Source organism: Mesorhizobium sp. WSM4844, from assembly GCF_055811775.1.
In genome coordinates this window covers 1-23,086 of record NZ_JBVVQB010000001.1, presented here as the reverse complement: position 1 = coordinate 23,086, position 23,086 = coordinate 1, and the positions used below count along the sequence as shown (strand labels likewise).

Here is a 23,086-nt window from a genome sequence, read left to right as displayed (position 1 = left end):
CACCAGTGCTGATCATTCTTCTTTCGCCGGGCGGCGAAGCCTGAAGATGAGGACGCCGGCAAGGGCAGCGGCAAGGCCGTACCAGGTTACGGCATATTGCAAATGGCTGTTCGGCAGGTCGATGATTGTCACGCCGCCGACCGGCAGCCCGCCCGGGTTCGGCGTGGCGTCCGCGTCGATAAAAAATGGCACCAGCCCCGCGCCGGCCGGCAGACCGGCGCTGGCCGCCATGGCGTCGCGATCCTTCCAGTAGAAGATGTTTTTCTGCGGATCATTGTCGGGAAGCATCATCGAGGGCTTTGCCGGCAGCGGATTGCGGGCGAGCCCCGTCACCGTTACCTGGCCCGCACCATGGCTTTGCGGGCGCTTGGCAGCGTCCTTGAGATCGTACGGCACGAAGCCGCGATTGATCAGAACGAAGCGGCCGTCCTCCAGATGCAAGGGCGTGAAGACATCGAAACCGGACTGGCCTTCCCAGGTCGCGAAGAAATGTCGCTCGCCTTGATGCAGGAACGTGCCTGATGCCGTCACCGGCGTGTAATCCACATCGCCGCTGGCGGCAAACCGCTTTTCGACCTCGGCCAACGGCACGGGCGCTGAGTGCGTGCGCTGGTCGATGGTCTGGAGAAGACCCTCTTTCCAGTACAGGCGCTGGACCTGCCAGGTGCCGAGCGCCAGCAGGATGAAGAACAGCACGAGGCCAAGCCCAAGCAGCAATGCCGCCTTCGGCCGCGAACGGCCCGCAATCGAAGCGGATGTCGTGCTCATTCGCCGAGGTCCAGCCTGCCCTCTGCCGCCTTGTTGCGGTATTGCAGCGTCAGGAGCACACCCTTGATCAGCCTGAGCGCGCCCAGGCAAAGCACCAGCGTCAGCGGTATCCACAGCAGAAAATGAAGCCAGAGCGGCGGGCTGAGCGTCACCTCCATCCACAGCGCCAGCCCGACGACGATGAAGCCGATGATCAGGATGACGAACACCGCCGGACCGTCGCCGGCATCGGCGTAGGAATAGTCGAGGCCGCAATTGGCGCAGCGTTCGCCAACGGTGAGGAAGCCGGAAAACAGCCGGCCCTCGCCGCAGCGCGGGCAGCGGCCGCGCAGGCCAGCCGAAATCGGATCGATTGCTGGCCAGATCGCCTTGTCGTCACTCATTCCGATACCTTAATGCATGTCGCGCAAAAGTGCGCAGCGGTTTTGCGATAACGACATGCATAAAAACAAGAACTTAAAGCGCGTCGCATGAATCCATTCAGCCGCGACGCGCTTTAATGCCCTTCACCCCAAAAGGTAAGGCGGCCACGTCGCCGCAGCCGCCTCATCGATTTCCTCAGGAAGATTTCAGTGGCCTTCGATGACCGCGCCGCTCGAGGCCCAGACATAGATCGACGCGAACAGGAACAGCCAGACCACGTCGACGAAGTGCCAGTACCAGGCGGCGGCCTCGAAGCCGAAATGGTGCTTGGGCGTGAAGTCGCCCTTCATCGCGCGGACCAGGCAGACCAGCAGGAAGATGGTGCCGATGATGACGTGGAAGCCGTGGAAGCCGGTCGCCATGAAGAAAGTGGCGCCGTAGATCGAATCCCTGAAGCCGAACGGCGCGTGCATGTATTCGTAAGCCTGCACCATGGTGAACAGGATGCCGAGACCGACGGTCAGCACCAGGCCGTTGATCAGCCCCTTACGGTCGCCATGAAGCAGCGCGTGGTGCGCCCAGGTCACCGTAGTGCCCGACAGAAGCAGGATGACGGTGTTGTAGAGCGGCAGGTGGAAGGGGTCGAGGACCTCAACGCCCTTCGGCGGCCAGACACCGCCCGTGAAGGTGGCGCGGGCATATTGCTGTGCCTCGCCGGGAAACAGGCTGGCGTCGAAGAAAGCCCAGAACCAGGCGACGAAGAACATCACCTCGGAAGCGATGAACATGATCATGCCGTAGCGCAGATGCAGCGACACGACACGCGTGTGGTGGCCTTCATGCGCTTCCCTGATGGTATCCGACCACCAGGCGTACATGGTGTAGATGACGATCAAGAGGCCGATGAAGAACAGCCACGGATTGGCGATGTTGAAGCCGAAGATCGGGAAATCGCCGCCCTTGAGATACTGCATGTAACAGACGCCGCCGATCGCGGTGATCAACGCACCGACCGAGCCGAGGAAAGGCCACGGGCTCGGGTCGACGAGATGGTAATCATGTTGTGGTTTTGCGTGCGCGTCTGCCATATCAACCCCCGAGGCTTCGTTCGGTATGTGAAACTTTGTTGCTTGTGCCTTCGGCCGGCACTGACAACACGACCGGCTTCTTCTTCTCGTTCTTCTCGACCGGGAACATCGTGTAGGACAGGGTAATCGTCTTCAGGTCCTTCAATTCCGGCGCATTGACGATGTCGGGATCTACATAGAACACGACCGGCATGTCCAGCGTCTCGCCAGGCTTCAGCGTCGTATCGGTAAAGCAGAAACACTCGACCTTGTTGAAGTAAGATCCCGCAAATTCCGGCTGCACATTAAAGGTCGCGCGGGCCGTGGTGGCGCGGACGAATTTGTTCGTGGCGCTATAATGCGCCTGCGCCGTCTCGCCTATCTTGATGGTGACGGAGCGGGCGACCGGCTCGAACTGCCAGGGCACGCCGGCTGTGTTGGCGTCGAAACGGATGGTGATATCGCGGTCGAGCACCCGGTCGGCATATTGCTGCGTTGCGCGTTTCACAGTGCCGCCGTAACCGGTCGCCTGGCAGAACATCGCGTAGAGCGGCACCGCGGCATAGGCCATGCCGATCATGCCGCCGAAAAAGGCGATGCAGACGCCGGCGACGACGCGGTTGGTGTTCTTCTTTTGAGGATTGGTCACTGTTTGGCGGTTCATCTTGAGCCTCACATGGTTCCGGTGAGGTTGTTACCGAATTTCACGACGGTCGCGATGTAGAAGATGACGACAAGCACCGCCAGCGCCAGGCCGATGGCCACCGAGCGGTTGCGCCGGGCCTTCTGCTGGCGCTCCGTCAGCGTGACGAGTTCAAGCTTCTTGTCGGCCATGGTCATGCTCCGCCCATGGTCAGCACGCGCCCGACAACGCAGTCGGCAAGGTAGACGGCGAAAATGGCAAAGAGGTAGAGCAGCGAATAGCCGAACAATGCCTTGGCCGGCTTCATCACATGGTCGTCGTCCGCCGTCCGCAGCACCTGCCACGCATACCAGACGAAGCCGGCACCAAGCAGCACCGCAAAGACGCCGTAGGCGGGCGTGGTGAAACCGAGCATCCATGGCAGCACGCCAACCGGGGCAAGGATCAGCGCGTAGGCAAAGATCTGGCGTCGGGTCGAAGCCTGGCCGGCGACATTCGGCATCATCGGGATGCCGGCCCTGGCATAGTCCTCGGACTTGAAGAGGGCGAGCGCCCAGAAATGCGGCGGCGTCCACAGGAAGATGATCAGGAACAGGACGACGCTTTCCAGGCTGACGGTTCCGGTCACCGCGGCCCAGCCGATCACCGGCGGAATGGCGCCGGCAGCACCGCCGATGACGATGTTCTGCGGCGTCCAGCGCTTCAGCCACATCGTGTAGACGACGGCATAGAAGAAGATGGTGAAGGCCAGGAGCGTCGCCGACAACCAATTGACCAGCACGCCGAGCGTCATCACCGACAGCACCGACAGCACCAGGCCGAAACTCAGCGCCTCGCCTGGCCGGATGCGGCCGGCCGGCACCGGACGGCCGGCGGTCCTGGTCATCACCGCATCGATATCGGCGTCATACCACATGTTGAGCGCGCCGGACGCGCCAGCCCCGATGGCAATGGCCAGGATCGCGATCACCGCCAGAAGCGGATTGATGGCCACAGGTGCCGCGACCAGGCCGACAAAGGCGGTGAACACCACCAGCGACATGACGCGCGGCTTCAACAGTGCGAAGAAATCGCCCGCCGTCGCTTCCGACATGCGAAAGCCCGGTTCGTCAGTCAAGGTGTCGTCGACAAGGGCCATGCGTACTTAAAGTCCATCATTCCGTTGGCCAAAACCGCCGGGCGAACCGGCGATTCAGTATTCGCCCAGGCAGAAGCCTATTTGATCTTCGGCAGCTGTTCCCACTGGTGGAAGGGCGGCGGCGAAGGCAGCTGCCATTCAAGCGTCGTCGCACCCTCGCCCCATGGATTGGCGCCGGCCACCCGCTTCTTCTGGAAGGCCTCGAACACGCCATAGAGGAAGATGACCACGCCGACGCCCGAAATATACGAGCCGTAGGACGACACCATGTTCCAGCCGGCAAACGCATCCGGATAGTCGATGTAGCGGCGCGGCATGCCTGAAAGTCCGAGGAAATGCTGCGGGAAGAAGACGAGGTTGACGCCGACGAAGGTAACCCAGAAGTGGGTATTGGCGATGACAGGCGAATACATGTAGCCGGTCATCTTCGGGAACCAGTAGTACCAGCCGGCGAAGATGGCAAAGACCGCGCCCAGCGACAGCACATAATGGAAATGCGCGACCACGTAATAGGTGTCGTGCAGCGGGCGGTCGAGACCGGCATTGGCAAGCTGGACGCCGGTAACGCCGCCGACGGTGAACAGGAAGATGAAGCCAATCGCCCACAGCATCGGGGTCTTGAGCGAAATCGACCCGCCCCACATGGTGGCGATCCACGAGAATATCTTCACGCCCGTCGGCACCGCGATAACCATCGTGGCGAAGACGAAATAGCGCTGCGTGTCGAGCGACAGGCCGGTCGTGTACATGTGGTGCGCCCAGACGATGAAGCCGACCGCCCCGATCGCCACCATGGCATAGGCCATGCCGAGATAGCCGAAGATAGGCTTCCTGGAGAAGGTCGAGACGATGTGGCTGACGATGCCGAAGCCCGGCAGGATCAGGATGTAGACTTCCGGGTGCCCGAAAAACCAGAACAGGTGCTGGAACAGGATCGGGTCGCCGCCGCCGTCGGGCGCGAAGAAGGTGGTGCCAAAATTGCGATCGGTCAAAAGCATGGTGATGCCGCCGGCCAGAACCGGAAGCGACAGCAGCAGCAGGAAAGCGGTGATCAGCACCGACCAGGCGAACAGCGGCATCTTGTGCAGCGTCATGCCAGGCGCGCGCATGTTGAAGATGGTGGTGATGAAATTGATGGCGCCGAGGATCGATGAGGCGCCGGCGATGTGCAGCGACAGGATCGCAAGATCCATCGCCGGTCCGGGCTGGCCCGAGGTCGATAGCGGCGGATAGATCGTCCAGCCGCCGCCGACGCCGTAGGCGCCAGGCGCGCTCGGCACGAAGGCCGAGATGATCAGAAGGATGAAAGCCGGTGGCAGCAACCAGAACGAGACGTTATTCATGCGCGGGAATGCCATGTCCGGCGCGCCGATCATGATCGGCACCATCCAGTTGGCGAAGCCGCCGATCAACGCCGGCATGACCATGAAGAAGATCATGATCAGCGCATGGGCGGTGGTGAAGGCATTGTACATGTTCTTGCCGCCGTCGAGCGCAGCGTCGGCGTTCAAGCCGTAGACCATCTGCGCCAGGCCGGTGAAAATCTGGATCCCAGGCTCCTGCAGTTCCATACGCATGACGACCGAAAGGGCAGCGCCGACGCAGCCCGCCATGATCGCGAAGATCAGGTAGAGTGTGCCGATATCCTTGTGGTTGGTCGAATACACCCACCGCACCCAGCCATGATACGGCTTGTGGTCGTGGTCGTGAGCTGCAGCGTCTGCCATGTTCGGCTCCGTTCCCTGATCTTTTCTGGTCGCGGCATCAGTTGCCGGCGGCCGCTACCTTGTCTTTGCCGTCGACCTCGGCCATCAGCGCCTTGTTGGCGCCGGGAAGGTCGGTGCCGGCTGCTGCCAGCCAGGTCTTGTACTGGGCGTCGGAGACGACGCGGATCGCGATCGGCATGAAGGCGTGGTCCTTGCCGCAGAGCTCCGAGCACTGGCCGTAATAGAGGCCTTCCTTTTCCGCCTTGAACCAGACCTCGTTGATGCGACCCGGAACCGCGTCGGTCTTGATGCCGAAGGACGGCATGGCAAAGGCGTGGATCACGTCTGCCGCCGTCACCAGTACCCGGGTCATGGTGTTGACCGGCACCACCATCTCGTTGTCGACGGCGAGCAGGCGCGGATAAGCGCCGCGGTCCTCCTTGCCGGCCGCGGCGCGGTCAGAATCCGCCAGGATCGCCGAGTTGAAGGAAAGCGTGTTTTCGGTCTGGTATTCGTAATCCCAGTTCCACTGGTTTCCCGTCGCCTTGACGGTCAGCTTGGCTTCCTCCGGCGGTGTGTATTGCGCGGTCAGGAGCTGGAACGAAGGGATGGCGAGCAGGAGCAGGACGACGACCGGCCCAACCGTCCAGATCACCTCGATCAGCGTGTTGTGGCTGGTGCGCGACGGGGTCGGGTTGACGCTCGCGCGAAACTTCAGGATGCAATAGGCGATGAGAAAGAGCACGAAGAGGGTGATCGGCACGATGAACCACAGCGTATAGCCCTCGAACCAGGCGATCTGCCGCATCATGTCGGTGGCGGCGGGCTGGAAGCTCATCTCCCACGGCGCAGGCTGGGCCGCATGGGCGGACGCGCCGGTGAACAGTGTGGCGGCAGCGCTTGCCAGGAGTTTGGCGCCTGCTAGGAATTTTCTCATTGCCGTCATTATCTCCCAGTTCCTCGCGATCGGACCGCAAGAATATCGAACAACGCCGGGACGGGAATCCCGGATAGTCCCGAGGCTGGTTCAAACCATACTCTATTTGCCTCTGCAAGAAAGGAGCGGGGGAAACCGTGCGGCATTTTTGCGCGCAAGCGCGGCTGCGCCTTGTGGCGGCGGCCGCGGCGGTGTCGGACCCGCGAATGCCCGAGCGGCGGAGTGTCCCGGCAAAATGCGCCGGGCCGTCGCAATTCGGGCGAATTTGGCACGGAAAAGCGCACAATTGCCTTGGTCGAGGCAGGCCGGCAGTGGTCTCATCCTTTACTTGCCCTTGGCGCGGCTTAAAGTGCCGTGATTCGCAATGGAGCCGTCATGAACTCTTGGCTTTGGGGACTTGGGCTTTCTAGAAGCTTGGCAAAGGCCATCCTTCTCGCTGCCGTGTGTAGCGTTGGCCTATCTGGCGTTGGTCTGTCCGGGATCGGCCTGTCCTATGTTGGCTCGTTTGGCGTCAGCCAGGCCAATGCCGCGCAGCCAAGCGGCAAGGTGCGGACGACGCATGGCGCATGGTCGATCATCTGCGACACGCCGGCTGGCGCCACCTCGGAACAATGCGTGATGATGCAGAACGTCGTCGCCGAAGACCGTCCCGAGATGGGGCTTTCCGTCGTCGTGCTGCGCACCGCCGACAACAAGGCCGAAATCCTGCGCGTGCTGGCGCCGCTCGGCGTGCTGCTGCCCAACGGGCTCGGCCTCAATGTCGACGGCAAGGACATCGGCCGGGCCTATTTCGTGCGCTGCTTCCAGGACGGCTGCTATGCCGAGGTCATTCTCGAAAAGCCGCTGCTCGACACGCTGAAAACCGGAACGTCGGCCACCTTCATCGTCTTCCAGACGCCGGAGGAAGGCATCGGCATTCCGGTCGAGCTCAAGGGTTTCGCCGACGGTTTCGCCGCGCTGCCTTGAGACGGGCGCGAGGCCCAAAACCCTGCTGACGAAAATGAGATTGTGACCGCCTTTGGCTACAGCGCCGCGCATTCAAGGGCGCGCAAAGGACGCTGCAGCGCTTCGATTTTGCGCATGATCCTTTCCGAAAATCGATTCCGATTTTCGGGGTCATGTACAGACAATGGTCATTGCCGATTGTCTGGGCGCACCTTCGCGCCTACATCGTGAGGACAATCTCTTTCCACGGACGGACCGCGCCATGAACAGCCTGATCGGCCAATTCGACATTTCCGACGATCGCATCAAGCAGATCGTCGCCGAGACCATCAACGGCGCCGACGACGGCGAGTTGTTCCTCGAATACAGCGAGAGCGAAGCGCTGATGTTCGACAATGGCCGGCTGAAGACCGCCAATTTCAACACGGACCAAGGCTTTGGCCTGCGCGCGGTCGCCGGCGAAGCGAGCGGCTACGCGCATTCCAGCGATCTTTCGGAAGCATCGCTGCTGCGCGCGGCCGACGCTGTGTCAACCGTCAAGAGCGGCTATTCCGGCACGCTTGCTGCGGCTCCCGCCCGCACCAACCGCCATCTCTATGGCGACGACAACCCGATCCCCTCGCCCTCCTTCGAGGCCAAGGCCAAGCTCCTTCAGGAAATCGATGCGTGGCTGCGAGCCGAGGATTCGCGCGTGCGGCAGGTGACGGCGTCGCTCGCCGCCTCCTGGCAGCATGTCGAGATCGTGCGTGCCGACGGCCAGATGGTGCGCGACATCCGCCCGCTGGTCAGGATCAACGTGTCGGTGGTGGTAGGCAACGGCGACCGCCAGGAGAGCGGCTCCTTCGGCATGGGCGGACGCAAAGGGTTTGGCGAATTCCTGGTCGAGGACAGCTGGAAACACGCCGCCAAGGAGGCGCTGCGGCAAGCGCTGGTCAACCTCGAGGCCATTCCGGCGCCGGCCGGCACCTTTGACATCGTGCTGTCCAGCGGCTGGCCGGGCGTCATGCTGCACGAGGCCGTCGGCCACGGGCTGGAAGGCGACTTCAACCGCAAGAAGACATCGGCCTTCGCCGGGCTGATGGGCCAGCAGGTGGCAGCAAAAGGTGTCACCGTCGTCGACGACGGCACCATGGCCGAGCGGCGCGGCTCGCTGACCGTCGACGATGAAGGCACGCCGTCGGCCCGCAATGTGCTGATCGACGACGGCAAGCTTGTCGGCTATATGCAGGATCGCCAGAACGCCCGGCTGATGGGCATGAACGCCACCGGCAACGGACGGCGCGAAGGCTACGCGCACCAGCCGATGCCGCGCATGACCAACACCTATATGACTTCAGGAGACATGGAGCCGGACGAAATCATCGCCTCGGTCAAGAACGGCATCTATGCCGTCTCCTTCGGCGGCGGCCAGGTCGACATCACCTCGGGAAAATTCGTGTTCGGCTGCACCGAGGCCTACATGATCGAGAACGGCAAGGTGACGCAGCCGATCAAGGGCGCCATGCTGATCGGCAATGGGCCGGATGCCATGCATCGGGTTGCGATGATCGGCAACGACATGAAGCTCGACACCGGCATCGGCATGTGCGGCAAGGCCGGCCAGGGCGTGCCGGTCGGCGTTGGCCAGCCGCACCTCAGGATGAACCAGATGACGGTTGGCGGAACGCGGGTTTGATAGAAGCTGCGGTTTTTGTCTTACATTCAGAGGATGCGCCGCGATGGCCAACCCGGAAAGACTCGTAACCACTGTCTCGACCAAGGGGCAGGTCACCCTGCCCAGCGCGATCCGCAAGCGGAGGGAATGGGACGCCGGCACACGTCTTCTGGTCGAAGATACTCCGGAGGGCGTGCTACTGAAGCCTGCGCCAGTCTTCGCCGAGACACGGCCAGAAGACGTGTTTGGATCCCTGCCCCATAGAGACAGGCCGAAGACGTTGGAAGAAATGGACGCGGGTGTGCTGGCCGAAGCGCGGCGGCGCGGCCGGCTCGAACTGCCCCTAAAGCGCGTCGCGTTTGACCGGCCTCATGCGACGCGCTTTAGGGTGTTGTTTTATGCATGTCGTTATCGCAAAACCGCTTCACACGTTTGCGCGACATGCATTAAAGCCATGAAGCCACCGTTTTCGGCAAGCGATGGTCGGGATCGATGACCTTCAGACGGGGTGTGTTGCTCTCGTTCCATCGCCACAGCGCCACGCATGTGCCGCCGGGCGACATGAAGGACGGGTAGATCACGCCATGCTGCCCATCGGCAATCAGGCGATCTCTCAGCGTATGCGTCTCAGGCACAAGGCCCTGATCCATGATGTCGCGCCATTCACATCGGTGAATGTCCGCCGTTACGCCGAGCCTGGTCAGCACATCAGCGTCCGTAAGGTCGGCCAGGCGCGCGCCTGAAAGTGCGAGTTGCGCAATCAGCGCCGGATGCTGGACAAAGCCCTGATTGTACTCCGCCCAGGCAGTGGACAACTCGCCCGCCGCATAGATCGTCGTGGCGCCCACTGGATTCCAGCGACCGCCAAAGCGGGCTGCTCCTTCGCCGGAAAGCGGCAGATGCGCCCAACGCGGCACGAAGGCGCGCCATAGGCTCAGTCTGTTTTCAGGCATAGATGCCGGAGCGGACTGCCTCCAGATAGGCAAGCACCTTGTCCGTCTTGCCCTCTCGAACGAGATCGTAGGCGGTCTTTCCCGCCCAGCCGGGGATCGGCTGATGCTTGAACCAGATCGCCGCACGCTGTTCATCGCCGGCCATCTCGCCTGCCATCGCAAGGATACGGACAATCGGACTCAATGCGGCGTCGACCTTGCGCGCGCCGGTCTTGGCGGCAAGCGTATTGCGCGCGACGCCGATCAGGCCCGCCAGTTCGGTCAGATTGACACCCAGCAGTTCAGCCACCCGTCTTGCCGAAAGAAATGGCGTCCGCTCGTCGCCAAAGCGCGATGCTCTGATATCGAGAGCTGCGGTAATCATAACAGGTTCCTAGCACATTTTGAACAGAACACGTTCAAAGTATGCTCATTTTACGCGAAATTCAAGCTCAACAAGTGCGGACTCGCTACCGCCTTCGCTTCGGCTTCTCCAGAAGCGCGACGGCCTCAACATGCGGCGACCACAGGAACTGGTCGATCGGCGTCACGCTTTTCAGGGCGTAGCCGCCATCGACGAGGATGCGCAAGTCGCGCGCCAGCGTAACCGGATTGCAGGAAACCGCGACGACCAGCGGCACGTCGGAACGGGCAATCTGCTTCGACTGGTCTTCGGCGCCGGCGCGGGGCGGATCGAAGACGACGCCGTCGAAGGCATTCAGTTCCTTGAACGTGAGCGGCCGCCGGAACAGGTCGCGGCGTTCGCTGGTCACCCGCTTCAGACCACTGGCGAAACGGAATGCCCGGTCGAGCGCCGAAAGCGCTGCCGCATCCCCCTCCACCGCATGGACCTCCGACCTGGCGGCGAGGCGCAGCGCGAAGCTGCCGCAGCCGGCGAAGAGGTCGGCGACCTTTTTGGTGCGCGCGAGGTGCCGGCCGACGATGTCGGCCATCGCCTGCTCGGCAGCCTCGGTCGCCTGCAGGAAGGCGCCCGGCGGCACCGCGACGGCGACGCTGCCGAACGTGACAACCGGCTTTTTGGGCTCGATGATGATCTCGCCATCGATCGAAAGCCTGGCCAGCCCCTGGGCGATGACGAAATTGGAGGCGACGCGGCGCTGGTTCTCGCCGAGCTTGCCGGACTCGTGAACCGCGACATCGAGGCCGGAACCGGTCGCCGTGACCGTCATGCGGAACGATTTCGTCGTTGCGCAAACCAGTTCGGCGAGTGCTCTCAGACGGTCGAGCTTTGCGACGATCTCGGGCAGCGAGATCGAGCATTCCTCAATGGAAATGATTTCGGACGACAGCGCCCGAACGAAGCCGAGCAGCATGCCGGCCTCGCTCCGCCGGGCGGTGAACACGACGCGCCGGCGCGTCTGCGGCGCGCACGGCACCAGCGCGTCAATGTCGCAACTGATGCCCTTGCTGTTGAGCGCATGCGCCACCTTGTCGCGCTTCCACCGAAGATAGGCTTCGGCCTCGAGATGCTGGATGGCGCAGCCGCCGCATTCGGTGAAATGCCGACAGGCAGGGTCGATGCGAAGCGGCGAAGTCTCCAGCACCGACATCAGCATGGCGCGGTCCTTTTCGCGCGCGGCGGTGACGGTTTCACCGGGCAGCGTGAACGGAATGAAAAGCTCGCCGGTTTCGGTTTCGGCGATGCCGTCGCCCTGGGAGCCCAGCCGTGTGATCGTGAAGCGCGCGGTCATCGGCCTCCGATCCCCCTGTTCTCGATACCGGCGTCCTTGATCCCGGCGAGCAGGAACTCGCGGTTGCCGTCGCCGCCTTCGATCGGCGACAGATGCAGTCCGAGCGAGCGCCAGCCGGGGACGCCGTCCAGCCAATCCTGCAGCAGGCCGGCGACCCGCGCGGCATCGTATGGGTCTTTCAGCAAGCCGCCCTTGCCGATCGCCTCGCGGCCCGCCTCGAATTGCGGCTTGACCAGAAATATTGCTTTGGCGCCGCTCCTGGCAATGGCGAGCGCCGGCGGCAGCGCCAGTTTCAACGAGATGAAGCTGACGTCGGAGACGATAAAATCTGGAATTCGATCGGCAAGATCGGCGGTCGAAAGATCACGGGCGTTCAATCCCTCGATAACAGTTACACGCGGATCGCCGGCGATATCCGGATGTATCTGGCCATGCCCAACATCGATCGCCGTGACATGCGCCGCGCCGCGTCCGAGCAGCACTTGAGTGAAGCCTCCGGTCGAGGCGCCGACGTCGAGCGCTTCGCTGCCGGCTGGATCGAGGTCGAAATAGTCGAGCCCGGCGATCAGCTTCAGCGCAGCACGGGACACATAGCCCTGCGCCGGATCATCGACTTCTATGAGGCAATCAGCCCGGACGGTCTGGCCGGGCTTGCGGGCGATGACGCCGTCAACCATCACGGTGCCGCGCTCGACCGCGTCGCGGGCGCGAGAGCGGCTGGGAAACAGGCCGCGCGCGACGAGGAGTTCGTCGAGCCGCTGGCGTGTGCTGGCTGGCAAACGGGAGTTCATCGGCCTTCATGGCGAAAGCCTGTCACGAAGGCAAGGATATTGGGGAAGACAACGAACATCTTGCCAAAGCGGCGAGCGCATCAGGCCGCGCCACAAACTGTTGAATATCGCACTGGGTCCGGCACAATGTTGGGAACAATGCTCGTGTTGCTGCCAGAAGGTGAGGAGGACGAATGCTGACCGGAACCTGCCATTGTGGCGCGGCCCACTGGATTTTGGAAGGCGATCCCGGCTCGATCACAGCCTGCAACTGCACGCTTTGCCGCCGCTATGGCGCGCTGTGGGCTTACGATTATGTCGACGAACGCATCCGTCTTGCGGGACCGACAAGTGCTTATACGCGCTCCGGAAAGGATGCCCCGTCGCTCGAGATCCTGTTCTGTCCGACATGCGCCTGTGTGCTGGCCTGGCGTGGTTTGCGCGCCAGTGCCGCCGGTCGCACTCGGATCGCCGTCAATGTGAGGCTTGCGCCGCCTGACACCGTCGCCGACTTGCCAATCGACCATTTCGATGGTCTCCACACATTCGAGGACCTGCCGCGCGATGGTCGCTGCGTGCGCGATATGTGGTTTTAGTGCATGTCGCGCGAAAAAATGCCCTCGGGCTTGAACCGAGGGTGCTCCGTCGCACCATAAGGCGACCTTCCCGGCGAGTCTCCAGAGCCGCCCTTCTTGTCCGCAGCAAGCGCTTCGTAATCATGCAATCGCCTCTGTTGTCTGCGACAGCAGGTCTTCCGCCAGCTGTAACGCGGCCTCCCGTGCATCCTGGCGAGCCGCATGGTCAATATCGGGTCCAAAGAGGGTTTTCTGGATGATTAGACTGCGGACATCTTCGATACCGATGAAGCGCAACCACGCTTCTACATAGGGTTTCTGAAAGTCGAAGCGCTGTGCCGGCGTGATGGATTGCGCCGCATAGTCGAGACCTCGCGCATGGACGACCACGGCGGTCTTATCCCGGAGCAGTCCTGCGAACCCGTGTTCAGGGTCGAACGAGAAAAGAATGTCCTTCTGCGATACCAGGTCGATGAAGTGCTTGAGCTTGTAGGGAATGCTGAAATTCCACAGCGGCGTCGACAGCAGGACAATATCCGCCCAGTGCAGTTGTTGCGCCAATTCCTGCAAAGTGTCCCATGCCTGCTGTTGAGAGAGGGTAAGCGGCGTGCCGCTTAGCCCCGCATATTTGGCCAACATCGCGTCTTCACCGAATTCGGGGAGGTCGACATCCCATAGGTCGAGCGTTGAAACCGCCAGGTCGGGTCGCCGAGCACGACAGCTTTGGACAAAGGCCTCGGCGACCTCACGCGAGGCGGAACGCTCTTTGCGAGGCGAGGAAACGATATGCAGCAGCTTGGTCATGGATCATCCTTGCTCATTGTGACGAACCGCATTGCGTCATATTTTAATTCGATATAAAAATTGAGATTATCGACAATATTCATCATGGATCAGAATATATGTTGGAATTGGTCCTGCTCAGGACGTTCGTCGCCGTGTTCGACGAAGGCGGCTTCAGTCGGGCAGCAGCGCGACTGAACCTTACGCAGTCGGCCGTCAGTGGGCACCTGCGCCGTCTCGAAGAGCAGGTCGGAAAGCCATTACTCAGAAGGACGACGCGCTCGCTGGAGATGACACACGATGGCGAGCGCCTGCTCGCCTATGCAAGGGCGATGCTCGCCCTTAACCGGGATGCTTTGGCCGATCTGACGCAGGCACCCTTTCACGGCAGAGTTCGCGTCGGCCTCTCGGAAGACTTCGCACAGGTCCCAATTCTTCGCGCCTTGCAGGCATTCGGCGCCGATCGCCGCGGATTGCAGGTCGAGGTGCAGGTCGGGATTCCGGGTGCGCTGCTCGCGAAGATGAAGGAGGGCAATATCGAACTGGTGCTCGGATCACAGTGTGAGGGTGAGGAGATGGGGCGCCTCCTGTGGCGCGAGCCTCTTGTCTGGGCGTGGGCGGATCATACCGGCGTGGATCTTCCCGACCCGCTGCCATTGGCTGTGTTGCCGGAACCTTGCCCCTACAGGGAAGTTGCCCTTGAACGGCTTGCCAAGGCCGGGATCAGCCAGCGCACGGTGATGATCTGCGCCAGCAACGCCAGCCTGAGGGCGGCTGCCATCTCAGGCTTCGCTGTAGCGCCGATGACAGTCAGTCAGCTGAGAAACGGCTTGGTCAGGGTACCCGAAAGCTACGGCCTGCCGGAGTTGCCAGAAGCGCAGTTCAGGCTATTTGCCGCATCGAAAGGCGATACTTCCGTCCTCGAAGAACTGGCGGAGGCCATCATGAACGCCGTTCCCCGAAGGCACGCTGGCGGATCCTGAACTCGCACAAACGCTTGCGTAGGCGAATGCCAAATGACAACGCAAACAGTCAGTTACGACCGCCGGTCGGCAAACTGATGCAAGCCGTTGAGATTTTGATTCAGGCGCTTTGCGCGCTGGCGGTGCGTCCCAGCGCCACAAAGACGGTGCGCACGATGCCGGCGGCATCTAGCCCGGCGTCGGCATACATCTTTTCGGGCTTGGCGTGATCGACGAAGCTGTCAGGCAACACAAGCGGGCGTACCTTCAGGCCGTTTTCCAGCAGCCCTTCATGGGCCAGGAATTGCAGCACGTGGCTGGCGAAGCCGCCGACCGCGCCCTCTTCCACTGTCACCAACACTTCGTGCGAACGGGCCAGGCGCCGGATCAGGTCCTCGTCGAGCGGCTTGGCGAAACGAGCATCGGCGACCGTGGTGGAAAGCCCTGCCGCGCCGAGTTCCTCGGCCGCAGCCAGGCAATCCTGCAGCCGCGTGCCGAAGGAAAGCAGCGCAACCTTGGTGCCCTCCCTGACGATACGGCCCTTGCCGATTTCGAGAACCGAGCCACGCTCCGGCAGGTCGACGCCGACGCCGTTGCCGCGCGGGTAGCGGAAGGCGATGGGGCCGTCATCGTAGCTTGCCGCCGTGCGCACCATGTGTCGCAGTTCCGCCTCATCTGCCGCGGCCATGACGACGAAACCGGGCAGCGTCGCCAAAAAAGTCGTGTCGAAGGCGCCGCAATGGGTCGCCCCGTCGGCCCCGACGAAGCCGGCGCGATCGATCGGGAAGCGCACCGGCAGTTTCTGGATCGCCACGTCGTGGACGACCTGGTCATAGGCACGCTGCAGGAAGGTCGAATAGATCGCCGCGAAAGGCTTGAAGCCTTCGGTGGCAAGGCCTGCGGCAAAAGTCACCGCATGTTGCTCGGCGATACCGACATCAAAAGTCCTCGCCGGGAACGCCTCGCCGAAGAGGTCGAGGCCGGTGCCGTTCGGCATGGCGGCGGTGATGGCGACGATGCGATCATCTTCGCGGCCTTCCTGGATCAGGCTGTCGGCAAAGACTTTCGTGTAGCTCGGCGCGTTGGCCGGCGCCTTGGCCTGCGCGCCGGTGATGACGTCGAATTTGTTGACGCCATGATATTTGTCGGCGGCCGCCTCGGCCGGTCCATAGCCCTTGCCCTTCTGGGTCACGACGTGGATCAGCACCGGACCGTCGGCATTGTCGCGGACGTTCTTCAGCACCGGGATCAGGTGCTCGAGATTGTGACCGTCGATCGGGCCGATGTGATAAAAACCCATTTCCTCGAACAGCGTGCCGCCGGTGACGTAACCGCGCGCATGCTCGACCGCCCGCTTGATGGCGCGATCGGCGCGCTCGCCGAGATAGGAGGTCAGCTTCTTTCCGAAATCGCGCAAGCCCAGATAGGCCTTGCCCGACGCCAGGCGGGCCAGATAGGCGCTCATCGCCCCGGTCGGCGGAGCGATCGACATGTCGTTGTCGTTGAGGATGACGATCAGCCGGGCATCGAGCGCGCCGGCATTGTTCATCGCCTCATAGGCCATGCCGGCCGACATGGCGCCGTCGCCGATAACGGCAATGACATTGTTGCGGCCCCCGGAGAGATCGCGTGCCATTGCCATGCCGAGGCCGGCGGAAATCGAGGTCGAGGAGTGGGCGGCGCCGAACGGATCGTATTCGCTCTCGGCGCGCTGGGTGAAACCGGACAGGCCGCCCTCTTGCCGCAGCGTGCGGATACGGTCGCGGCGGCCGGTCAGGATCTTGTGCGGATAGGCCTGGTGGCCGACGTCCCAGATCAACCGGTCGTCTGGCGTGTTGAAGACATAGTGCAACGCCACCGTCAGTTCGACCACGCCAAGGCCAGCACCGAGATGTCCGCCGGTGTGGGACACGGCGTCGATCAACTCGGTGCGAAGCTCCGATGCCAATTGCGGCAGAGCACGTTCGTCAAGCGCCCTGAGGTCGGCCGGGATGCGGACCTTGTCGAGAAGTGGCGTATGGAGCTTTGCGTTCACTGGTGCTGGGGCCTGCTTTTTATTCATCTGCGAAATAGGCTGCTGGCCGGCGAATGTAAATGCGTGCGAGTGACGCGGCATAGCTTCAAACTGTTAGGGTTTCGTTTACGCGTCAAAAAGGACGCGCGGCGCTCTAAAGCGCGTCGCGTTCGACCGACCTCACGCGACGCGCTTTAGGTTGTTGTTTTATGCATGTCGTTATCGCAAAACCGCTGCACACGTTTGCGCGACATGCATTAATTGTCCGGCAGCGGAATGAACTCTTCTTCATCCCCCGGAACGATATCGAAACGGCCTGTCTTCCATTCTTCTTTCGCCTGTTCGATGCGTTCCTTCGACGAAGATACGAAATTCCACCAGATGTAGCGCTTGGAGCCGAGCGAGGCGCCGCCGAACAGCATGAAATGCGCTCCCCCCTCCGACGACACGACGATCTCGTCGCCGGGCCGGAACACCAGCAGCCGCTCTGCTGGAAAGCGGTCACCGGAGATCGATACCTCGCCTTCCAACGTATAGATGGCGCGCTCCTCGGCATCGGCTGGGATTTTCACGCTGGCGCCGGGCGCCAGGCTGAGGTCTGCATAGAGCGTGTCCGAAGCGGTCACGACCGGTGACCGCAACCCGGAAAACGCGCCAATGACAACGCGTCCGCTGACGCCTTCAGCGTCGATCTCGGGCAGACGCATGGCCGCGGTATTCTCGAAGATCGGGTCGACCTCCTCCTTATCGTCCGGCAGCGCCAGCCATGTCTGCAGGCCGGAAACCGACATCGGCGCACCGCGCAGTTCCTGCGGCGTACGCTCGGAATGGACGATGCCGCGACCGGCGGTCATCAAATTTATGTCGCCGGGCTGGATGACCATTTCGGTGCCGAGCGAATCGCGATGCCTGATCTTGCCGTCGAACAGGTAAGTGACCGTCGACAGGCCGATATGGGGATGCGGGCGGACATCGAGCGCCTGGCCGGCCCGCAAAATCGCCGGTCCCATGCGATCGAAGAAGATGAAGGGACCGACCAGCCGACGCCTGGCGGTCGGCAAGGCACGGCGAACCTGAAAGCCGCCAATGTCCTTGGCGTTCGGAATAACCATCAGTTCGATCTGGTCGCTGGCGAAGGCGTCACCGGGCAGAGGGTCGTTTCCGGGAAAAAAGCTCATGCGGTCTTCCTCAGGCGAAGCGGAGTGCAGACCTGGCTTTCGCCTTGGCCGCCACCTCGTCGCGATTGCGCGGATGCTGTGTCGTCTCGAGGCTGTCCAGCAATTCGCGCGCAGACGCGGCTATGGCCTCGACGGCGTGGTCGAACGCATGCTGGTTCTGTTTCGACGGCCGTGTCGTTCCGCTCAGCTTGCGCACAAACTGAAGTGCGGCATCGCGGACCTCGTCATCGGTTGCCGGCGGATCGAAATTGAACAGTGTCTTGATGTTTCTGCACATCGTTCGCAATCTCCTCTCGTCCTGGAGCCGTTTCAAGCGGGATGAGTATTATTCTCAATCATGATCATGTCGAAAAGCCGAACGGCGAAATTGTCTTTCAAGACCGTGGCTTACTCCGCATCCAGCGGCTCGGTCCCCACCGGCTTGCCGTCGCGCGAAAGCCTGATCTTCTCGACCTTGTCCTCGGCCGCCTTGAGCAGCCGGTCGCAATGGAGTTTTAGCGCCTCGCCGCGCTCATAGATGCGGATCGACTGGTCGAGCGGCACGTCGCCGCGCTCCAGATCATCGACGATTTTCTCCAGCGCGTCGAGCGCCTGCTCGAAGCTCATCGCCTTGACGTCTTCGTTGCTCTCACCAGCCATCGTCTATCCTTTCATCAGTCGCCCGACATGGGCGGCGACCGAAAATGCCAATCCCTGCAGATCGTAGCCGCCCTCGAGCAGGCTGACGAGCCGGTTGTCGCTGTGGCGACCGGCGCGCTGCATCAACTGGCCGGTTGCCCAGTCGAAATCGTCCTCGGTCAGATTGATCTCGGCCAGCGGATCGCGGTGGTGCGCGTCGAAGCCGGCGGAAATGATGATGAGGTCGGGCGCGAAATTGTCGAGCGCCGGCAAGATCCGCGACAGGAAAGCGTCGCGGAAAACCTCGCTGCCGGTCTGCGGCGCCAGCGGCGCGTTGACGATGTTGCCGGCGCCGGTTTCGCTCACCGCCCCGGTCCCCGGGTAAAGTGGCATCTGGTGCGTCGAGCAATAGAGCACCGACGGATCGTCCCAGAAAATATCCTGCGTGCCATTGCCGTGGTGGACGTCCCAGTCGACGATGGCAACACGCTCGGCCTGGTGTTGCCTTTGCGCGTAACGCGCCGCGATCGCCGCGGTATTGAACAGGCAAAAGCCCATGGACGTGGCCTTTTCGGCGTGGTGGCCGGGCGGCCGGGCGGCGACAAAGACATTGGCCACGTCGCCCCGAAAGACATCGTCGACGGCGGCGTTGGCAGCGCCGATCGCCGTCACGGCCGCCTGCCAGCTTTTCGGACTGGCGGTGGTGTCGGCGTCAACACGAGCGATACCGATGTCCGGTATCATAGCGCGGACCCGTTCGACGAATTCCTGCGGGTGTGCGTAGAGGATGGTGGCCTCGTCGCCTTCCGGCGCCTCGGCACGATCGAGGGCCGCAAAGACCTCGTCGTCGAGCACGCGCTCGATGGCGCGCAGGCGGTCCGGCCGCTCCGGATGACCGGGCGGCGTTATATGCTCGAGAAAGATCGGGTGGGTATAAAGCCTTGTGACCATGCCCCCGATATAGGCGCGCCCGGCGGCTTTGACCATGTTTTGCAACCGCCAAAGGCAGACGTTCAACAGGGTTTAGGCGTTGGGTGCTGGTTGGGTCCGGCGCGAGCTGCCCGAATCTAGAGGCGCACTTCGGCCGTCCCATTCGAGGTCGCGCCTTGCCTTTGGTGGTCTTGATACAGGCTCAGGCCGGCGATTTGTCCACCTCAGCCGGTGCTTGTGGACGGCCAGTGCTGCGGCCTTGCCTGAGCAGTCCCTCCAAAAGCACGTTGAACGCCTTCACCGCCTTTTGCGACGTCGCTTCTGGATTTTCCGAATTTGCGATCCACTGCGCGGCATGTAGCGAGGCGCCGCTGACCAGCCTTGCTGCGGCTTCGGGATCAACGGCAACGATGGTTCCCTCGTCCTTCAGCTTTTGAAGGTTCTCGCTCATCGAGCGGATGCATTCGTTCTGGCTCGGCCATTGCGAAGGATCGCCGAGCACCGCCGGTCCGTCGCGAAGGACAATACGCTGGATCTCCGGCTCCAGCGCCATCTCGATATAGGCGGTGCATTCGTCGACAAAGCCCTGCCAGAGAGTGTCCGCCCTGACTGAGACGATCTTCAACCGGGCCAACATCTCCGCGTCGATCTCGGCGATGACCGCCTGGAGAAGGCCCTTCTTGTCGCCGAAGTGATGATAAAGCGCGCCGCGCGTCAGCCCGGCCGATGCGGTGAAGTCGTCCATCGAGGCCTCGGCATAGCCGACAGTGCCAAAGGCATGGCGCGCCGCCGCGACCAGTTTGGCGCGGGTTTCGGCGATCATCTCCTTGCGTGGTTTGTGCCCCATTCGCTTATTCCTTCACATACGTCTCGTATATTATTTGACATACGCGTCGTATGTCATTATCTGATTTGCATACGCCACGTATATAAGTGGCTCGGCCTCAAAAATCCAGGAGTGTTCCCATGCCCAATCCTTATCGCGAAATATTCAAGGCAAGGGGAGCCAAGGGCTTCGCTGCAGCCGGCTTCGTCGCCCGGATGCCGATGGCCATGGCTCCGATCGGAATCGTCGCGATGCTGTCGCAGACGCACGGCGAGTACTGGCTGGCCGGCGCCGTCTCTGCGACATATGCGCTGGCCAATGCTTTTGTCGCGCCGCAGATATCGCGACTGGTGGACCGCCTCGGCCAGGCGCGGATTGTGGCGCCCACCACTGTCATTTCCGTGCTCGCCTTCGTGGTGCTGATTGCGGCGGCCAATCAGGACTTGCCGATATGGACACTGTTCGTGTCAGCGCTGCTGGCCGCCGCTATGCCCAGCATCCCAGCGATGGTGCGCGCGCGCTGGACAGAGCTCTTCCGGGATCGCCCCGAGATGAACACGGCGTTCGCCTTCGAATCGGCGGCGGACGAGCTGGTCTACATCGCCGGGGCTTCGCTGTCGGTTGGCCTGAGCGTCGCGCTTTTCCCGGAAGCGGGAATGCTGGCGAGCACATTGTTCCTCGCCTTCGGCTCGACAGCCCTCATCCTGCAGCGCTCGACCGAGCCGCGCGTGCGACCGGTCGACCAGGGTTCGCGCGGATCGGCAATCCGCCTGCGGCCGGTCCAAATCATCACCTTGGCCCTGATCTTCATCGGCGCGACCTTCGCAACCACGGAGGTGAGCACCGTGGCAATCACCAAGGAGCTCGGCCAGCCGGGCGCCGCCAGCCTCGTCATCGGCGTCTATGCCCTCGGATCGTTCGTCGTCGGCATCGCCCTCGGCGCTCTGAACCTGAAAACACCGCTGCAAATTCAGCTTGCCATCGCGATCGCCATCATCGCGCTCACCACGCTGCCGTTGCTTGTCGCAGACACGGTGCCGCTTCTGGCGCTGGCTGTCTTCGTTAGCGGTGTGGCGATCTCGCCGACCTTCATCACGGCATTCGGCCTGATCGAGCGGCGCGTGCCGGAGGCGATGCTGACCGAGGGCGTGACTTGGGTCATGACCGGCATTGGCATCGGCATGGCGCTCGGCTCCTTTGCCGCCGGATGGGTGGTGGACGCCTTCGGTGCCCAGAGCGGCTTCCTGGTGTCGGTGGCGGCGGGCACTGTCGCGCTGGTCACCGTGCTCGCCGGCCAGCGCAGCCTTGCCACGGGCGATAGTGACATCTCCGCGCGCGAAACAGCCGCGGTTGCTGCCGAATAGTCTCCATGCGTCCGGTGCCAAGCGGGACCGGACGCATGCCGGCGATCCGCTAAACCAGTCCTAGAGAATCTCGGTCTTGGCGATGTGGATGCCGAAACCTTCGAGGCCGACATAGTGGCGCTCGCGCGAGGCGATCAGGTTGATCGAGGAAATGCCCAGATCCTTCAAGATTTGCGCGCCGAGGCCGATCTCGCGCCATTCGCTTTCGCGGCGGCGCGCCTCTTCATGGTCCTCGCGGTCGCCGGCGGCCGGCCGGTTGCGCTCCTGATGGGCGACGCCGACGGAACCTTCGCGCAGATAGACGATGACGCCGCGCCGGCGCTCGCCCATCGATTTCATGATGCCGTCCAGCCTGTGGCCGGTGCCGAAGACGTCAGTCACAACATCCTCGGAATGCAGTCGCACGGGCACCTCCTCGCCGTCGCGGATGTCGCCGAAGACGATCGCCACATGGTGCATCGAGTCCCAGGGCAGCGTGTAGGTGAAGACCTGCGCCTTGCCGCCGGGTGTATCGATCTCCGAACAGGCGACACGCTCGACCAGCGTTTCCTTACGCTGGCGATAGGCGATGAGGTCGGCGACCGAAATCTGCTTCAAACCGTTCTTTTCGGCGAAGGCCTGCACCTGCGGGCCGCGCATCACGGTGCCGTCATCATTGACCAGCTCGGAAATGACACCGACCGGCGGCAGGCCGGCAAGCTTGCACAAATCGACCGCGGCTTCGGTATGGCCCGAACGCATCAGCACACCGCCTTCGCGCGCAATCAGCGGAAAGATGTGGCCGGGGCGGACGAAATCGGAGGCGCCGACATTGCCGTTGGCAAGGTTGCGCACGGTCAATGTGCGGTCGTCGGCCGAAATGCCCGTCGTGGTGCCGTGCTTGAAATCGACGCTGACGGTGAAGGCGGTGGTGTGGGCCGAGTCATTGTCGGCGACCATCGGCGACAGGTTGAGGCGCTTGGCCTCCTCGCGCGGCATCGGCGTGCAGACGATACCAGAGGTATTGCGGACGATGAACGCCATCTTTTCCGGCGTGCAATGGACGGCGGCGACGATCAGGTCGCCCTCGTTCTCGCGCCCGTCATCGTCCATGACGACGACAATCTCGCCGCGCTCGAAGGCGCGCAGGGCTTCGACGATCTTCTTCTGGTCGTAAGGCATAAGGTGCTCGCTTCGCTCGCGGAAGTAGGGGAGTAGGGGA

Annotated in this window: 25 protein-coding genes and 1 pseudogene; 6 read left to right on the top strand and 20 right to left on the bottom strand. The window is 62.4% G+C overall.

Annotated features, from left to right (window positions below; translation table 11 throughout):
• Positions 1 to 12: 12 nt before the first annotated feature.
• The 8 genes from AC0L2A_RS00130 to coxB form a co-directional block, all read right to left on the bottom strand.
• Positions 13 to 768, bottom strand: coding sequence for an SURF1 family protein (locus AC0L2A_RS00130; protein ID WP_473607069.1), 756 nt, complete (start codon positions 766 to 768; stop codon positions 13 to 15).
• Positions 765 to 1,151, bottom strand: coding sequence for a DUF983 domain-containing protein (locus AC0L2A_RS00125; RefSeq protein WP_287236991.1), 387 nt, complete (start codon positions 1,149 to 1,151; stop codon positions 765 to 767). The genes AC0L2A_RS00130 and AC0L2A_RS00125 overlap by 4 nt, the downstream gene beginning before the upstream one ends.
• A gap of 186 nt (positions 1,152 to 1,337) precedes the next feature.
• Positions 1,338 to 2,219, bottom strand: coding sequence for a cytochrome c oxidase subunit 3 (locus tag AC0L2A_RS00120; RefSeq protein ID WP_473607068.1), 882 nt, complete (start codon positions 2,217 to 2,219; stop codon positions 1,338 to 1,340).
• Position 2,220: 1 nt separating this feature from the next.
• Positions 2,221 to 2,862 (bottom strand): cytochrome c oxidase assembly protein, encoded by a 642-nt coding sequence (locus tag AC0L2A_RS00115; RefSeq protein WP_287178270.1) that lies wholly within the window; start codon positions 2,860 to 2,862, stop codon positions 2,221 to 2,223.
• 8 nt (positions 2,863 to 2,870) lie between these two features.
• A complete protein-coding gene (locus tag AC0L2A_RS00110; RefSeq protein ID WP_091596180.1) occupies positions 2,871 to 3,032 on the bottom strand; it encodes a hypothetical protein in 162 nt (53 codons plus the stop codon).
• 2 nt (positions 3,033 to 3,034) lie between these two features.
• Positions 3,035 to 3,979: a heme o synthase gene (locus AC0L2A_RS00105; protein ID WP_091595969.1), complete on the bottom strand. Its 945-nt coding sequence runs from the start codon at positions 3,977 to 3,979 to the stop codon at positions 3,035 to 3,037.
• A gap of 77 nt (positions 3,980 to 4,056) precedes the next feature.
• The gene (ctaD, locus tag AC0L2A_RS00100) at positions 4,057 to 5,706 is read right to left on the bottom strand and encodes a cytochrome c oxidase subunit I (RefSeq protein ID WP_091595971.1); all 1,650 of its coding nucleotides are present in this window, start codon (positions 5,704 to 5,706) and stop codon (positions 4,057 to 4,059) included.
• 37 nt (positions 5,707 to 5,743) lie between these two features.
• Positions 5,744 to 6,622: a cytochrome c oxidase subunit II gene (gene coxB, locus AC0L2A_RS00095; protein ID WP_091596182.1), complete on the bottom strand. Its 879-nt coding sequence runs from the start codon at positions 6,620 to 6,622 to the stop codon at positions 5,744 to 5,746.
• Positions 6,623 to 6,997: 375 nt separating this feature from the next.
• Here coxB and AC0L2A_RS00090 point away from each other — a divergent pair, with 375 nt between their 5' ends.
• From AC0L2A_RS00090 to AC0L2A_RS00080, 3 genes and pseudogenes are all read left to right on the top strand, one after another.
• Positions 6,998 to 7,588: an invasion associated locus B family protein gene (locus AC0L2A_RS00090; RefSeq protein ID WP_031254969.1), complete on the top strand. Its 591-nt coding sequence runs from the start codon at positions 6,998 to 7,000 to the stop codon at positions 7,586 to 7,588.
• Positions 7,589 to 7,829: 241 nt separating this feature from the next.
• Complete coding sequence (gene tldD, locus AC0L2A_RS00085) at positions 7,830 to 9,242, top strand: metalloprotease TldD (RefSeq protein WP_473514692.1); 1,413 nt, start codon at positions 7,830 to 7,832, stop codon at positions 9,240 to 9,242.
• Between the two features lie 43 nt (positions 9,243 to 9,285).
• Positions 9,286 to 9,546: pseudogene (locus tag AC0L2A_RS00080) on the top strand (AbrB/MazE/SpoVT family DNA-binding domain-containing protein); the annotation flags it as partial.
• A 121-nt stretch (positions 9,547 to 9,667) separates the two neighbouring features.
• On the opposite strand, the gene AC0L2A_RS00075 reads toward AC0L2A_RS00080, so the two are convergent.
• From AC0L2A_RS00075 to AC0L2A_RS00060, 4 genes are all read right to left on the bottom strand, one after another.
• Positions 9,668 to 10,201: an RES family NAD+ phosphorylase gene (locus AC0L2A_RS00075; protein ID WP_473607306.1), complete on the bottom strand. Its 534-nt coding sequence runs from the start codon at positions 10,199 to 10,201 to the stop codon at positions 9,668 to 9,670.
• Positions 10,167 to 10,538, bottom strand: a complete 372-nt coding sequence (locus AC0L2A_RS00070) for an antitoxin Xre/MbcA/ParS toxin-binding domain-containing protein (RefSeq protein ID WP_023799331.1) — start codon at positions 10,536 to 10,538, stop codon at positions 10,167 to 10,169. Before AC0L2A_RS00070 ends, AC0L2A_RS00075 begins: the two co-directional genes overlap by 35 nt.
• 85 nt (positions 10,539 to 10,623) lie before the next feature.
• Positions 10,624 to 11,865 carry a class I SAM-dependent RNA methyltransferase gene (locus AC0L2A_RS00065; RefSeq protein WP_473607067.1) on the bottom strand — a complete coding sequence of 414 codons (1,242 nt, stop codon included), beginning with the start codon at positions 11,863 to 11,865 and terminating at the stop codon, positions 10,624 to 10,626.
• Positions 11,862 to 12,656 (bottom strand): TlyA family RNA methyltransferase, encoded by a 795-nt coding sequence (locus tag AC0L2A_RS00060; RefSeq protein WP_287172088.1) that lies wholly within the window; start codon positions 12,654 to 12,656, stop codon positions 11,862 to 11,864. Before AC0L2A_RS00060 ends, AC0L2A_RS00065 begins: the two co-directional genes overlap by 4 nt.
• Positions 12,657 to 12,829: 173 nt before the next feature.
• Here AC0L2A_RS00060 and AC0L2A_RS00055 point away from each other — a divergent pair, with 173 nt between their 5' ends.
• Positions 12,830 to 13,231 (top strand): GFA family protein, encoded by a 402-nt coding sequence (locus AC0L2A_RS00055; RefSeq protein ID WP_023799334.1) that lies wholly within the window; start codon positions 12,830 to 12,832, stop codon positions 13,229 to 13,231.
• Between the two features lie 120 nt (positions 13,232 to 13,351).
• Here the strand turns inward: AC0L2A_RS00055 and AC0L2A_RS00050 are convergent, their stop codons facing one another.
• A complete protein-coding gene (locus AC0L2A_RS00050; RefSeq protein ID WP_473607066.1) occupies positions 13,352 to 14,014 on the bottom strand; it encodes an FMN-dependent NADH-azoreductase in 663 nt (220 codons plus the stop codon).
• A gap of 101 nt (positions 14,015 to 14,115) precedes the next feature.
• On the opposite strand from AC0L2A_RS00050, the gene AC0L2A_RS00045 reads away from it, so the two are divergent.
• The gene (locus tag AC0L2A_RS00045) at positions 14,116 to 14,976 is read left to right on the top strand and encodes a LysR family transcriptional regulator (protein WP_473607065.1); all 861 of its coding nucleotides are present in this window, start codon (positions 14,116 to 14,118) and stop codon (positions 14,974 to 14,976) included.
• Between the two features lie 100 nt (positions 14,977 to 15,076).
• On the opposite strand, the gene dxs is transcribed toward AC0L2A_RS00045, so the two are convergent.
• The 6 genes from dxs to AC0L2A_RS00015 all read right to left on the bottom strand — a co-directional run bounded on the left by dxs (position 15,077) and on the right by AC0L2A_RS00015 (position 20,542).
• On the bottom strand, positions 15,077 to 17,017 hold the full coding sequence (gene dxs / locus AC0L2A_RS00040) for a 1-deoxy-D-xylulose-5-phosphate synthase (protein WP_473607064.1): 1,941 nt from the start codon (positions 17,015 to 17,017) through the stop codon (positions 15,077 to 15,079).
• A 209-nt stretch (positions 17,018 to 17,226) separates the two neighbouring features.
• Entirely contained in the window at positions 17,227 to 18,147 is a 921-nt protein-coding gene (locus tag AC0L2A_RS00035; RefSeq protein WP_091596000.1) for a pirin family protein, read from the bottom strand.
• Between the two features lie 10 nt (positions 18,148 to 18,157).
• On the bottom strand, positions 18,158 to 18,424 hold the full coding sequence (locus AC0L2A_RS00030) for a DUF2277 domain-containing protein (protein WP_023799339.1): 267 nt from the start codon (positions 18,422 to 18,424) through the stop codon (positions 18,158 to 18,160).
• Positions 18,425 to 18,534: 110 nt separating this feature from the next.
• Positions 18,535 to 18,786: an exodeoxyribonuclease VII small subunit gene (locus AC0L2A_RS00025; RefSeq protein ID WP_023799340.1), complete on the bottom strand. Its 252-nt coding sequence runs from the start codon at positions 18,784 to 18,786 to the stop codon at positions 18,535 to 18,537.
• A gap of 3 nt (positions 18,787 to 18,789) precedes the next feature.
• Positions 18,790 to 19,716 (bottom strand): histone deacetylase family protein, encoded by a 927-nt coding sequence (locus AC0L2A_RS00020; RefSeq protein ID WP_091596188.1) that lies wholly within the window; start codon positions 19,714 to 19,716, stop codon positions 18,790 to 18,792.
• A 181-nt stretch (positions 19,717 to 19,897) separates the two neighbouring features.
• Positions 19,898 to 20,542, bottom strand: coding sequence for a TetR/AcrR family transcriptional regulator (locus AC0L2A_RS00015; protein WP_473607063.1), 645 nt, complete (start codon positions 20,540 to 20,542; stop codon positions 19,898 to 19,900).
• A gap of 119 nt (positions 20,543 to 20,661) precedes the next feature.
• Here AC0L2A_RS00015 and AC0L2A_RS00010 point away from each other — a divergent pair, with 119 nt between their 5' ends.
• On the top strand, positions 20,662 to 21,885 hold the full coding sequence (locus AC0L2A_RS00010) for an MFS transporter (RefSeq protein WP_473607062.1): 1,224 nt from the start codon (positions 20,662 to 20,664) through the stop codon (positions 21,883 to 21,885).
• A gap of 60 nt (positions 21,886 to 21,945) precedes the next feature.
• On the opposite strand, the gene ribB is transcribed toward AC0L2A_RS00010, so the two are convergent.
• Positions 21,946 to 23,046: a 3,4-dihydroxy-2-butanone-4-phosphate synthase gene (gene ribB, locus AC0L2A_RS00005; protein WP_128245615.1), complete on the bottom strand. Its 1,101-nt coding sequence runs from the start codon at positions 23,044 to 23,046 to the stop codon at positions 21,946 to 21,948.
• Positions 23,047 to 23,086: the final 40 nt, after the last annotated feature.